The sequence below is a fragment of the Micropruina sonneratiae genome (assembly GCF_025972045.1).
GTDB lineage: Bacteria > Actinomycetota > Actinomycetes > Propionibacteriales > Propionibacteriaceae > Micropruina > Micropruina sonneratiae.
This window is the reverse complement of record NZ_JAPDHX010000002.1, coordinates 504240-516897: the sequence shown is the minus strand read 5'-3', so window position 1 is coordinate 516897 and position 12658 is coordinate 504240. Positions and strand designations below refer to the sequence as shown.

At 71.0% G+C, this 12658-nt stretch carries 9 protein-coding genes; 7 read left to right on the top strand and 2 right to left on the bottom strand.

The genetic code is table 11. The features are described 5' to 3' along the window. Window positions 1–36: 36 nt before the first annotated feature. Complete coding sequence (locus tag OIE40_RS07540) at window positions 37–1029, top strand: zinc-binding alcohol dehydrogenase family protein (RefSeq protein ID WP_264701550.1); 993 nt, start codon at window positions 37–39, stop codon at window positions 1027–1029. Window positions 1030–1061: 32 nt separating this feature from the next. Here the strand turns inward: OIE40_RS07540 and OIE40_RS07535 are convergent, their stop codons facing one another. Together OIE40_RS07535 and OIE40_RS07530 are read right to left on the bottom strand one after the other, a co-directional pair. Continuing rightward, window positions 1062–1577, bottom strand: a complete 516-nt coding sequence (locus OIE40_RS07535; protein WP_264701547.1) for a DedA family protein — start codon at window positions 1575–1577, stop codon at window positions 1062–1064. Between the two features lie 63 nt (window positions 1578–1640). Beyond that, the gene (locus tag OIE40_RS07530; RefSeq protein WP_264701545.1) at window positions 1641–2909 is read right to left on the bottom strand and encodes an acyltransferase; all 1269 of its coding nucleotides are present in this window, start codon (window positions 2907–2909) and stop codon (window positions 1641–1643) included. A 98-nt stretch (window positions 2910–3007) separates the two neighbouring features. Between OIE40_RS07530 and OIE40_RS07525 the strand changes: the two genes are divergently transcribed. From OIE40_RS07525 to hrpA, 6 genes are all read left to right on the top strand, one after another. Further along, window positions 3008–3937, top strand: a complete 930-nt coding sequence (locus tag OIE40_RS07525) for an AEC family transporter (RefSeq protein WP_264701543.1) — start codon at window positions 3008–3010, stop codon at window positions 3935–3937. A 97-nt stretch (window positions 3938–4034) separates the two neighbouring features. Then, complete coding sequence (locus OIE40_RS07520; RefSeq protein ID WP_264701542.1) at window positions 4035–4976, top strand: T3SS (YopN, CesT) and YbjN peptide-binding chaperone 1; 942 nt, start codon at window positions 4035–4037, stop codon at window positions 4974–4976. A 74-nt stretch (window positions 4977–5050) separates the two neighbouring features. Continuing rightward, window positions 5051–7429 (top strand): phosphoketolase family protein, encoded by a 2379-nt coding sequence (locus OIE40_RS07515; RefSeq protein ID WP_264701540.1) that lies wholly within the window; start codon window positions 5051–5053, stop codon window positions 7427–7429. Between the two features lie 20 nt (window positions 7430–7449). After that, the gene (locus OIE40_RS07510; protein WP_264701538.1) at window positions 7450–7842 is read left to right on the top strand and encodes a pyridoxamine 5'-phosphate oxidase family protein; all 393 of its coding nucleotides are present in this window, start codon (window positions 7450–7452) and stop codon (window positions 7840–7842) included. Window positions 7843–7868: 26 nt separating this feature from the next. Then, window positions 7869–8732 carry a universal stress protein gene (locus OIE40_RS07505; RefSeq protein WP_264701536.1) on the top strand — a complete coding sequence of 288 codons (864 nt, stop codon included), beginning with the start codon at window positions 7869–7871 and terminating at the stop codon, window positions 8730–8732. Then, the gene (hrpA, locus tag OIE40_RS07500; protein WP_264701534.1) at window positions 8732–12589 is read left to right on the top strand and encodes an ATP-dependent RNA helicase HrpA; all 3858 of its coding nucleotides are present in this window, start codon (window positions 8732–8734) and stop codon (window positions 12587–12589) included. The genes OIE40_RS07505 and hrpA overlap by 1 nt, the downstream gene beginning before the upstream one ends. Window positions 12590–12658: the final 69 nt, after the last annotated feature.

The following is a 12658-nucleotide window of genomic DNA, read 5'->3' as shown; positions in this document are numbered from 1 at the left end:
TGGACCGTGCGCCGGAATGCCGCCTAGCGTGGACCCATGACCCAGACCATGACCGCGTGGCTCGCTCACGCGGGACGTCCCCTGCAGGACACCTTCACCGCCGAACAGGTCCCGGTGCCCGAGTTGCGACCCCGTGACCTGCTGGTGCGGGTGCGGGCGGTCTCGATCAACCCGGTCGACACCAAACAGCTCGCCCGGCTCGAACCCGGCCAGGCCAAGCAACTCGGCTACGACGCTTCCGGTGTCGTCGAAGCCGTCGGTGCCGAGGCCGGTGGGTTCGCCGTCGGGGACGAGGTCTACTACGCCGGTGACGTCACCCGTCCGGGTACGAACGCCGAGCTGCACGCCGTCGACCACCGGATCGTCGCCCACAAGCCGCGCAGCCTGGACTGGGCGGCGGCAGCCGCACTGCCGCTCACGACGATCACCGCCTGGGAGTGCCTGTTCGACAAGCTGCGGCTGGGCGCCGACAGCGCCGGCGTCCTGCTGGTCGTCGGCGGTGCAGGTGGGGTGGGCAGCATCATGATCCAGCTCGCCAAGCAGCTCACCGGCGTCACGGTGGTGGCCACCGCGAGCCGGGACGCCTCGCGCGCCTTCGTCACCGAGCTCGGTGCCGACCATGTGGTCGGTCGCAACCTTCTCGACGAGGTGTCCGCGGTCTCGCCGGGCGGCGTCGACTGGGTGTTCTCGTCGTTCACCGCGGCCAACCTGGCCACCTACCAGCAGCTGCTGAAGCCGTTCGGTTCGATCGTCGCCATCGATGACGACCCGGGTTCGATCCTGCCGTTGAAGCCGAAGGCGATCAGCTTCCACTGGGAGTACATGTTCGCCAGGACCGGCCACGACACCCCCGACGTCGACGAGCAGGGCGCCCTGCTGGCGCGCACCGCCGAACTCGTCGACGCCGGCCGGCTGCGGACGACGCTGCAGCGGACGCTCAACGGTCTCAACCCCGCCACTCTCGCCGAGGCGCATGCCCTGGCGCGCTCGGGCGAGGCGGTCGGCAAGCTGGCCATCACCGTCGACTAGCCGCCAAGGCCCGCCGTCGCCCACTGGTCGGCCTACGTGCCGTCGGTGGGGGCTGCCTCCGGCTCGGTCTCGATGCTGCCGCCCCGGGCCGAGCGGGCCTGGCGCGCGATGAACCAGGCCAGGCCGGCCGCGGCCACGACGGCCACAGTGACGGCGAGGGCGGGGGAGCGCTGCCACAGCAGGGCCAGCGCCTCCAGACCGACGAAGCCGACCGTGCCGTACAGCAGCGCCCACGCGACGGAGCCGATGATGGTCGCCGGCAGGTAGCGCACCAGCGGCATCCGGGTCGCGCCGGCGGCCAGGTTGACCAGGGTCTGCACGCCGATGGTGAGGAACGACACGGTGACCGCGGGGGCACCCCAACCATTCACCCGCTCGATGGCGCGCCGGTACCCGGCCGAGTCCATCAGCCTGGCGACCCTGGTGCGGTGAGCCCCGCCGGCCACCAGGCGTCCGACCCAGTAGGTGGCGTTGGTACGCACCAGCACGATGCAGAACAGGGCGGCGACGATGATCGGGAACGGCGCGTCCCACTGGGTCGGATCCACTCCCACCGCCTTCCCCTTCGAGGGGCCAGTCTAGGCGGCGGACGGCGGTGGGGCAGGGCCCCACTAGGGGCCGGACGCCGCGGCAGGCGCGCTCGCTGCGCGGCGCAGCCACCCCATCCCCACGCCGAGCAGCACCAGTCCGACCGCCGACCAGGGCCGCAACGGGTGCAGCACCATGCCGTTCAGCCAGATCAGTGCGGTGCCGGCGGTGAGCAGCAGATAGGCACCGATCGCGCCCCGCACCGGAGTCTCGCCGAGCCGGGGCACCAGCGCGTATTCGGCGCGGCCGATCAGCGGCACCACCGCGACGATGATCGCCCAGGTCAGCACCGCGACCGCGACCTGGGACAGCAACACGCTGGTCAACGCCGGTGCCGCCACAGTGACCGCGTACAGCGCGACCGCCGCGATCACGATGCACGGGATGTGCCACAGGTAGGTGGTGACGGCCAGTGCGTTGGCCACGCCCAACCCGCGCTCCACCCGGGGCGGCAGGGTGGCCGCCACCCCGGCCCGTTCCAGCAGCCCCAGCAGCGCCGTCTGGCCGAAGCCCAGCACGATCATCGCCGCCGTCGGCGGCAGCACGTTCGCGACGGGAATGTCGCCCAGCCCGATCGACGATCCGGGGTACCCGAAGCCGGCGATCAGCACCGGAATCGTGGCGGCCGAGAGGACCAGCGCCAGCCACGGCACCCAGGCCCGGCCCCGCCGGAACCAGCCGCGGTGGTAGGCGATGCCGAGTTGGTGGCACAGCGGCCACACGGTCACCAGGTTCAGGTAGCGCAGGTCGTTGGTGCCGGACGCCATCGCCCAGGCGTCCACGGCGACGGCGAGCACCGTCAGCGCCAGCATCGGCAACACGCCGAACCGGTCGTGCAGGGTCACCATCAGCGGCGCGACCCCGACGATCACCAGGTAGGTGGCGATGAACCACAGCAGCTGCGCGAACTGCACGCTCAGCGCCACGGTCGCGCCGGCGTCCCACAACCACGCGGCGGCGGTGCCGAGCAGCGTGAAGAACCCGGCGAACACCAGCAGCGGCCCGACCAGGCGGCGCGCCCGCGACGTCAGGTAGTAGGTGTAGCCGCGGCCCTCGGCACGCATCCGGTCCACCACCAGGGCGTGCGCGAAGCCGCCCGCGATGAAGAACAGCGGGATGATCATGATGAACCAGCTCGCCGTCCACCAGGCTGCGTGCGGCCGCGGCGCCCAGGGCACCATCGCCGGCGCGCCGTCGACCACCACGATGCGGTACAGCAGGCAGTGGAAGGTGACGACCACGAACACCGACAGCGCGCGGGCCAGGTCGATCAGGTGGTTGCGCTGGGTCATCGGCGGTCACTGTACGCGTCCCGACGCCGGGGCAGGGGCCGCCGCCCCGCCTCCGGACGCCGCCTCGCACCGGCGCCGGTCGCTCTAGGGTGAGTGCGATGCAGGGTGCGCTCTCCGGCTTCTTCACGATCGGGACGATCGTGGCCGCGGGCGCGCTGTTGGCCCACTTCAGGGTGCTCGGCGACCTGCACCGCGCCCTGCTGAACCGCCTGGCCTTTCTGGTCGCGTCCCCGGCGCTGCTGTTCTCGCTGGTCTCCCGGGCCGACCTGGCACACCTCTTCTCACACACCCTGGTGGTGTCGGTGCTGGCGATCGCGATCGCCGCGGCCGGCTACCTGATCGGCGCACGAGCGCTGTTCGGGCGTCCGAACGCCCGCACGATCGTCGGCACGCTGTGCGCCAGCTACACCAACGCCGGCAACCTGGGCCTGCCGATCGCCGCGGCGATCATGGGCGACATGACCTGGATGGCGCCGATCATGCTGGTGCAGGTCGGCTTCCTGCAGCCGGTGGCGCTGGCCCTGCTGGACACCCGGGCGGCGCGGCACGCCGGCGAGCCGATGCCCTGGTACAGCTACCTGACGCTGCCGCTGCGCAATCCGATCACCACCGCCGTGCTGCTCGCGATGGCGGTGAACCTGTCCGGCCTCGGCGTCCCCGATCTGGTGATGGCCCCGATCGAGCTGGTCGGCGCGATCGCGGTGCCGGCGATGCTGCTCGCCTTCGGCGTGTCGTTGCGGCTCGACCCGCTGCCGAGGCCCGGCAGGCAGTTCAACGAGGTGGTGCTCATCCAGGTCGTCAAGGTGCTGCTGATGCCCTGTGCCGCCTGGGCGTTGGGGATGGCGTTCGGGCTGTCCGGGCACGAGCTGCTCGCCGTCACCGTGATAGCGGCCCTGCCGGCGGCCCAGAACATCTTCGTGATCGCGTCCCGCTACGAGGTGGGCGAGCTGCTGGCCCGCGACTCGATCTTCATCTCCACCATGCTGTCGGTGCCGTCCATCACGCTGATCGCCGCGCTGCTCGGCTGAGCCGACCGGGGCACGGGCGCCATTCCGGCGCGCCCTGATCCGAACCCGAACCGCCGAGGCGTTCCACCTTCACGCCGGGCTTGGCTAGGTTGGGCGCGTGGATGCCGACAACAACGCCAGCGAGGTGCACTCGTTCGACCTCGACCGGAGCACCGACCAGGCGTGGGCCGAGTTCGCCGGACGCCTGGGCGAGGTGATCTCGCACATGGATCCGGGCGCGACCCTGCGCATCGGGTCGCTGGCCACCGAACAGGAGGGCACGGCGCCGTTCGTGCTGTTCCGCTGCGGCCCCGAGGAGCAGCTGGTGGCCGAGGCGGCCGGCAACGCCGCGTTGAGCGAGGAGTTCCAGCTCGACGACGGCCAGCTCGGACAGCTCGAGGCGTTGGGCTGGCAGCCGCCGAACGTCGACGACGAGCACCCGAGCGAGAACTTCTGGCGAGTCGGCGACCAGGAGGGGGCCGGCGACCTGGCGGCCGCCGCCACCGAGGTGTTGCGATCCGTCTACCGGGTGCCGCACCCGGCTTTCCTGGCGCCCGATCAGCTGGCTGAGATCCTCACCCCGCCCGGGGCGAAGGAGGCGCCCACCACGACCTTCGACGACGAGGACCTGGCTGCCCGGATGGTCGCCGGCAAGGCCGACCTGGACCGGTTGATCGGGGCCGAGCTCACCGAGCTGCTCGGCCACCCGCCGCTCCAGGACGACGACGGCGACTTCGCGCTGCGGGTCGGCTCGACGATGGTGTTCGTCAGGGCCACCAGCGACGCCCAGGAGGTGCTGGTGTTCTCCGCGGTGGTCCACGACGTCGAGGGCCGCAGCCGGGCGATGGAGGTGCTGTCCGACCTGAACACCGAGGCCCGCTTCGTGAGGTTCATGCTGATCAAGGACCGTGTGTTCGTGTCGCTGTCGATCTTCGCCCAGCCGTTCGTGCCTGCACACCTGCACCAGGCGCTGCGGGCGGTGTCGGTCGTCTCGGACGAGATCGACGAACACCTGGCGGCCAAGCTGCGCGGCCGCACCACGTTCGCCTCCGACGGCTGACCGATCTAGCCGTCCGACGGAATTGCGGACCCGAATCGCGCCTTTCGTCGCTCGCAGTGGCTAGCGTGGAGAGCATGTCAGCAGCCCTGCCTGAACTCACCGAATCCGAGCTAGCCGGTATCGACGCCTGGTGGCGGGCCAACAACTACCTCACCGTCGGCCAGATCTACCTGATGGCGAACCCGCTGCTGCGCGAACCCCTGGCGCCCGAACACATCAAGCCGCGGCTGCTCGGCCACTGGGGCACCAGCTCCGGCCTGGCGTTCATCTACGCCCACGTGTCGCGGCTGATCCAGCACACCGGACAGGACTGCCTCTACATCACCGGGCCCGGTCACGGCGGCCCCGCCCTGGTCGGCGCCTCCTACCTCGAGGGCACCTACACCGACGCCTTTCCGCACATCACCCAGGACAACGAGGGTCTGCTGAAGTTCTTCCGGCAGTTCTCGGCTCCCGGCGGTATCCCCAGTCACGTGTCGGTGACCACCCCCGGCTCGATCCACGAGGGCGGCGAGCTCGGCTACGCACTGATTCACGCCTTCGGCTCGGTCTTCGACAATCCCGACCTGCTGACCATCGCGGTGGTCGGCGACGGTGAGGCCGAGACCGGTCCGCTGGAGGGCTCCTGGAAGGGCATCTCGTTCGTCAATCCCGAGCACGACGGCGCCGTGCTGCCGATCCTCCACCTCAACGGCGGCAAGATCGCCGCACCGACGGTGCTGGCACGCAAACCGTACGACGAGGTGCACGGCCTGCTCACCGGTCACGGCTACGACGTGATCGAGGTCGAGGGCGACGACCTGCCCGGCATGCACTACCGCTTCGCCGCTGCGCTGGCCGAGGCCTACGGCACGATCAAGGCCATCCAGGAGCAGGCTCGCGAAGGCAGTGGTTTCACCGAGCGGCCGCACTGGCCGATGATCGTGCTGCGTTCCCCGAAGGGCTGGACGGGCCCGCACGAGGTCGACGGCGTGCAGGTCGAGGGCACCTGGCGTGCCCACCAGGTGCCGCTGTCGGGGGTCAAGACCAACGCCGCCCACCTGGCGCAGCTCGAGGCGTGGATGCGCTCGTACCGGCCCGAGGAGTTGTTCGACGACACCGGCCGTCCGGTCGAGTTGGTCCGCCAGGCCAACCCCGAGAAGTCGGCGTCCATGTCCGGCACTCCGTACGCCAACGGCGGCCTGCTCAGTGAGCCGCTCGACCTGCCCGACTTCCGCGACCTCGCGGTCACCGTCGAGCAGCGCGCCACCGAGCGCATCGAGTCGACCCGCAGCCTGGGCGAGTTCATGCGCGAGGCCTACGTGCGCAACCCCCACACGTTCCGGCTGTTCTGTCCCGACGAGACCAATTCCAACCGCCTGGGGGCGGTCTTCGAGGCGTCCGACAGGGCCTGGATGGAGGGCCTGACCGACATCGACGTGAAGCTCAGCCACCGTGGCCGGGTGATGGAGGTGCTCAGCGAGCACAACTGCCACGGCTGGCTCGAGGGCTACACGCTGACCGGACGCCACGGCCTGTTCGCCACCTACGAGGCGTTCGCGATGGTGTCGGCCAGCCAGACCATCCAGCACGGCAAATGGCTTCAGGAGGCGTCCCACCTGCCCTGGCGGGCCGACGTGCCGAGCCTGAATATCCTGCTCAGCTCGACGGCCTGGCGCAACGACCACAACGGCTTCAGCCATCAGGGCCCCGGCATGCTGCAGGTGGTGCTCAACGGCGGCGCCCAGCATTCCCGGATCTACCTGCCGCCGGACGCCAACTGCCTGCTGTCGGTGGCCGATCACTGCTTCCGCAGCAAGAACTACGTGAACCTCATCGTCCAGGACAAGCAGCCGCAGCCGCAGTGGTTGTCGATGGACGAGGCGATCGAGCACTGCACCCAGGGCGCCTCGATCTGGGAATGGGCCGGTACCGAAGAGGACGCCGACGAGCCCGACATCGTGATGGCCTGCGCCGGCGACATCCCCACCCTGGAGACGATCGCGGCCGCGGAGCTGATCAAGTCGCGGCTGCCCGACATCAGGCTGCGGGTGGTCAACGTGGTCGACCTGATGACGCTGATGCGGCCCAAGGACCATCCGCACGGCATGAGCGAGCTGTACTTCAAGGAGCTGTTCACCGACAACCGCGACGTCGTCTTCGCCTTCCACGGCTACCCGGGTGCCATCCACCAACTGGTGCACGGGCGTCCGGACGCCGACCGGTTCCGGGTGCGGGGCTTCATCGAGCAGGGCACCACCACCACGCCGTTCGACATGGTGGTGCGCAACCGGGCCTCCCGCTACCACCTGGTGATGGACGTGCTGAACAACATGAAGGTGACCCGGCGCGGATCGGGCGACCTGATGCGGTACTGCGAGAGCCAGCTCGAGCGGCACCACAGCTACATCATCGAACATCTCGAAGACCTGCCGGAGGTGCGGGATTGGAAGCTGGGCGCAGGGGTGGTCTGAACCCTAGTAAGGTCGCCCCCATGGCGCAGTATGGGCACCTGACCACGCTGGATGCGGCGGAATGCCGGTTGTTGCTGGCGACCCGCACCTTTGGCCGGGTCGGCTGGAACTCCGCCTCGGGCGTGCAGATCCTGCCGGTCAGCTACGGACTGGTCGACGACGTGATCGTCTTCCGCACGATGGCGGGTTCACCGCTGGCCGAACTCGTTCGCCCGGTCGAGGTGTCGTTCCAGGTCGACGACCTGGATGCGGACACCTCGACCGGTTGGAGTGTCCTGGTGCACGGCACCTCGGGGGCGCCGGTAGCGTCGCTGCCGGCCAACATGCCGAGTCCGTGGGCGCCGGGCGACCGACCCATGGTGATCGGCATCCAGCCCGATCACTACGCGGGGCGCTCGATCGCGGCCGACTGAACGCGGGACCTTTGATTGGAGGGGGAATGCCGAAGCCCTACAGCGGGCCGCCGCCGATCCTGGTCGGCTACGACGCCTCGGACGACGCGGTCGAGGCGCTCGAGTACGCAGCGGGGATCGCGGCCGCGACCAAGACCATGCTGCAACTGGTGTTCGTCGCCGACAACACGGTGGTGAACAGCGCCTGGGGAGTGGTCACCGACGGCGCCGATGTGCAGGCGACCGCTCGCAGGCTGCTGGTGGACGCCGCCGCCGTCGCGAACTCCCTCGGCGTGGCCAAGAAGCGGATCCGGATCAAGGTCGCGGTCGGCACCCCGGTCGGGGTCCTCACCCAGCTCAGCCAGAACTGCTCGATGGTGGTGGTCGGCCGGCGCACCCACGGCGACAATCGCCAGCTGTCCGGCTCCACGGCCGTCGGGCTGGCCGCTTCGGTGCGCTGCCCGTTGGTGGTGGTCGCCGACGCGCCGCACCACGACGGCCCGATCGGCGTGGCGATCGAGGCGGGCGGTCCGGGTGATGCGGCGCTGGAGTGGGTGCTGACCAACCCGCTGTACGCCGGCCAGGACGTCCAGGTGATCAGCATCTGCAAGGCACCCTCCGGCAGGATCTTCCGTTCCGCCGTCAGCCAGGAGCAGATCGACTCCGCGGTCGTGAACACCGCCGCCGAGCAGGAGCGGCAGGTCCGTCGCGTGCTGGCGCGTCACCCGGACGCCCCGGCGGTGACCACCCAGGTGCGCTACGGCGCTCCGGTCGACGAGCTGGCGTCGTTCAGCGACTCGCTGTCGCTGCTGGTGCTCGAGGCGAACGTGCGCTTCCCGACCTATTCGATCGGGAGCGTGGCCCGCGGCCTGATGACCTACGCCAGCTGCCCGGTGGTGCTGGTCAAGTAGTGGCCGGGGCGTTGCGCCTGGCGGTCGACCCGGGCCTACCGATCGCGGCATGGGCGGACGAGATCGTGACCGCCATCCGCGACCACCAGGTGGTGATCGTGGCGGGCGAGACGGGCTCGGGCAAGACCACCCAGCTGCCGAAGCTCTGCCTGGCGGCCGGGCGGGAACGGGTCGGTCACACCCAGCCCAGGCGGATCGCGGCCCGCAGCCTGGCCGAACGCATCGCCGAAGAGGTCGGGACGCCGCTGGGCGAGGTTGTCGGCTACCAGGTTCGATTCACGGCGAAGACCACCCGGCAGACCCGGGTGAAGGTGATGACCGACGGCATCCTGCTGGCCGAGATCGGTCACGACCGTGACCTGCGCCGCTACGACACCCTGATCATCGACGAGGCGCACGAGCGAAGCCTCAACATCGACTTCCTGCTGGGCTACCTGAAGCAGCTGCTGCCGCGGCGTCCCGACCTGAAGGTGATCGTCACCTCGGCGACGATCGACACCGCCCGGTTCAGCGCGCACTTCGACGACGCACCGATCATCGAGGTGTCCGGCCGCACCTACCCGGTCGAGCTGCGCTGGCGTCCGGTGATCGAGGGCGGCACCGACAGGGACCTGATCGACGGCATCTGCGACGCGGTCACCGAGCTGGTGCTCGACGGGCCCGACGGCGACATCCTGGTGTTCTGCTCGGGTGAACGCGAGATCCGGGACGCCGCGGACGCGATCGCGGGCCTCGACTGGCCCGGCATGACCAGACGTGAGGTGGAGATCCTGCCGCTGTTCGCCCGGTTGTCGGCGCACGAGCAGCACCGGGTGTTCAGCGCCCACCGCACTCTGCGGGTGGTGCTGGCCACCAACGTCGCCGAGACGTCGCTGACGGTGCCCGGCATCCGGTCGGTGGTCGACCCCGGCTTCGCCCGGATCTCGCGCTGGTCGGCCCGGACGAAGGTGCAGCGGCTGCCGATCGAACCGATCTCGCAGGCGTCGGCGAACCAACGGGCCGGACGGTGCGGCCGGGTCGCGCCCGGGGTGTGCATCCGGCTCTACGACGAGGAGGACTTCCTGGCGCGGCCCGAGTTCACCGAGCCGGAGATCCTGCGCACCAACCTGGCCGCGGTGATCCTGCAGATGGCGCAGGCCCGGCTGGGAGACATCGCCCGATTCCCGTTCGTCGAACCGCCCGATTCGGCCCAGATCAGCGACGGCGTGCGGCTGCTCACCGAGTTGGGCGCGATCGAGACCGACCGCGCCACGACGGGGGCGTCGAAGGCGGGGACCTCCGCTGGTGGGGTCTCGGCCCACCCGGGCGGCGGACGCGGACGCCGGGGCCGCGGCGACGGCGTCCGGCTCACCCCGATCGGTCACCGGCTGGCCAGGCTGCCCGTCGATCCACGGCTCGGCCGGATGCTGGTCGAGGCCGAGCGGCAGGGCTGCCTGCGCGAGGCCCAGGCCGTGGTCGCGGGCCTGACCGTCCAGGACGTCCGCGACCGGCCGGCCGAGTTCCAGCAGCAGGCGGACGCCCTGCACCGGCGCTTCTTCTCCGACGCCCTCGAGGCCGGCGCCGAGGGCAAGCAGACCGACCGCGACCCGTCCGACATCGCCGCCCTGCTGCGGCTGTGGCGCTACCTGCAGCGCAGCCGCAAGGAGCGCTCCGGCAACGCGTTCAGGCGGATGTGCCGCGAGGAGTACCTGAACTTTTTGCGGGTGCGTGAGTGGGAGGACCTCAACGCCCAACTCAAGACCGTCTGCCGTGATCTGGGCATGAACCGCAACGCCGAACCGGCCGGGCTCGACCGGGTGCACCTGGCGGTGCTGTCCGGCCTGCTGTCGCACGTCGGGTTACTGGACGAACGCGAACGCGACCGGGGCAGGCCGGGGGAGCGTCGCCGCCGCGGCCCCCGCGAGTACCTGGGCGCGCGGGGCTCACGCTTCGCGATCAGCCCGGGCTCGGCCGCCGCACGGATCAACCCGCCGCTGGTGATGGCGGTCGAACTGGTCGAGACCACCCGGCTGTGGGCGCGCACCGTGGCGCCGATCGAGGAGACCTGGATCGAGGAGGTCGGTGCGCACCTGCTCAGCCGCAGCTACTCCGAGCCGCGCTGGTCCGCCCGCTCGGGGCAGGTGGTGGCGACCGAACGGGTCGCGCTGCTGGGGGTCCCGATCGTGGCTGGGCGGACCGTGTCCTACGGCCGGATCGACCCGATCGAGGCGCACCGGATCTTCATTCAGTCCGCCCTGGTCGAGGGGCAGTGGCACACCCGGCACCATTTCTGGGCCCGCAACGAGGCCGCGCGGGCACAGGCCGAGCAGCTGGCCGAACGCACCCGGCGGCTCGACCTGCTCGCCGACGACGCCAGCCTGTTCGCGTTCTACGACGCCCGGGTCCCGCCCGACGTGGTGTCGGTGGCCCACTTCGACCGTTGGTGGCGCGACGCCCGCCGCCGCGACGAGCACCTGCTCGACCTGTCCGGCGACGACCTGCTCACCGACACCGAGGTCGACACCGATTCGTTCCCCGACCACTGGACCAGCGGCGAGGTCGACCTGCCCGTCAGCTACACCTTCGAACCCGGCGCCGGCTCCGACGGGGTCACGGTCGCCGTCGAGCTCGCCCAGCTCAACCGGGTGGCGGCGTCCGACTTCGGGTGGCAGGTGCCCGGGCTGCGGCAGGAGCTCGCCACCGAACTGATCCGGACGCTGCCCAAGCAGTGGCGCGCGCGCCTGGTGCCGGCGCCGGACACCGCCAAGCGGGCGTTGGCCTGGCTGGCCGAGCATCCGGTCGCCGGCGAGCCACTGCCGGCGGCCCTCGGCCGCGCGGTGCGGAGCCTCACCGGCGTCCAGGTTCCCGACGAGGCGTGGAACGGTGAGGCGGTGCCCGATCACCTGCGGGTGCGTTTCGTGGTGACCCGCGACGGTGAGCAGGTGGCCACCGGCAAGGACCTTCCGGCGCTGGCCGAACAGCTGGGCACCCAGGTGCGCGCCGAACTGAACGCCGGCGCCGCCGAGCACACCCACGCCGGGGCGACGAGCTGGGAGTTCGGCTCGATCGCCGAGCAGGTGGACGGCGCCGTGGTGGGCTACCCGGCGCTGGCCGACCACCGCGACAGGGTCGGTGTGACGGTGTTCGCGACCAGGGACGAGGCGATCCGCTCGCACGCGCTTGGCCTGCGCAGGCTGATCGTGCTGACCAGCCCGGACCCGACCAACTGGGTGGTGTCCCGGATCAGCAACCCGGTCAAGTTCGCGCTGGCCGCCTCGCCGTACCCCTCGGTCCCGGCGCTGCTCGCCGACTGCCGGCTCAAGGCGACCGGGTCACTGGCGGCGGCGTCCGGCTCGTCCTGGCAGGTGCGCGACGCGGACGCTTTCGCGGCCCTGCGCGACCGGGTGCGTTCCCGCACCGCGGAGACGATGCTCGACACGGTGAACGCCGCCGCCGACGTGCTGCAGCGCCACCAGCGGGTCCAGTTGGCGCTGCCGGGGGCGCCGCCGCCGGTGCGCGCAGACGTCGCAGAGCAGCTCGCCGGCCTGGTCCATGCCGGGTTCATCGCCGCCACCCCCGACCCGTACTGGGGACGGCTGCCGCGCTACCTGCACGCCATCGAGCTGCGGCTGTCCGCGGCCCGGAGCAACCCGGGGCGCGACCGCGTCGGCGCCGAGGTGATCGACCAGCTCGAGGACGAGTACGCGGCCCTGTGCGCCCGCTATCCGGCCGGGCCGCTGCCGGGTGATGTCGCCGACGTCGGCTGGCTGTTGGAGGAGCTGCGGGTCAGCCTGTTCGCGCAGAGCCTCGGCACGGCCGCTCCGGTGTCGGCCAAGCGGGTCCGCACGGCGATGGCGGCCGTGGCCCCACCGCGCTGACGGCTCGGGCGTCCGGTCGGGCGGTTACCGCGCCGGGAGCTTCACGGGATCAGCACCAGCCCGCCGGGA

Coding starts and splice junctions, on each gene's coding strand:
- OIE40_RS07505 (WP_264701536.1), top strand. CDS start 7,869: ATGCCGAAGCCCTACAGCGGGCCGCCGCCGATCCTGGTCGGCTACGAC.
- OIE40_RS07525 (WP_264701543.1), top strand. CDS start 3,008: ATGCAGGGTGCGCTCTCCGGCTTCTTCACGATCGGGACGATCGTGGCC.
- OIE40_RS07530 (WP_264701545.1), bottom strand. CDS start 2,909: ATGACCCAGCGCAACCACCTGATCGACCTGGCCCGCGCGCTGTCGGTG.
- OIE40_RS07515 (WP_264701540.1), top strand. CDS start 5,051: ATGTCAGCAGCCCTGCCTGAACTCACCGAATCCGAGCTAGCCGGTATC.
- OIE40_RS07510 (WP_264701538.1), top strand. CDS start 7,450: ATGGCGCAGTATGGGCACCTGACCACGCTGGATGCGGCGGAATGCCGG.
- OIE40_RS07540 (WP_264701550.1), top strand. CDS start 37: ATGACCCAGACCATGACCGCGTGGCTCGCTCACGCGGGACGTCCCCTG.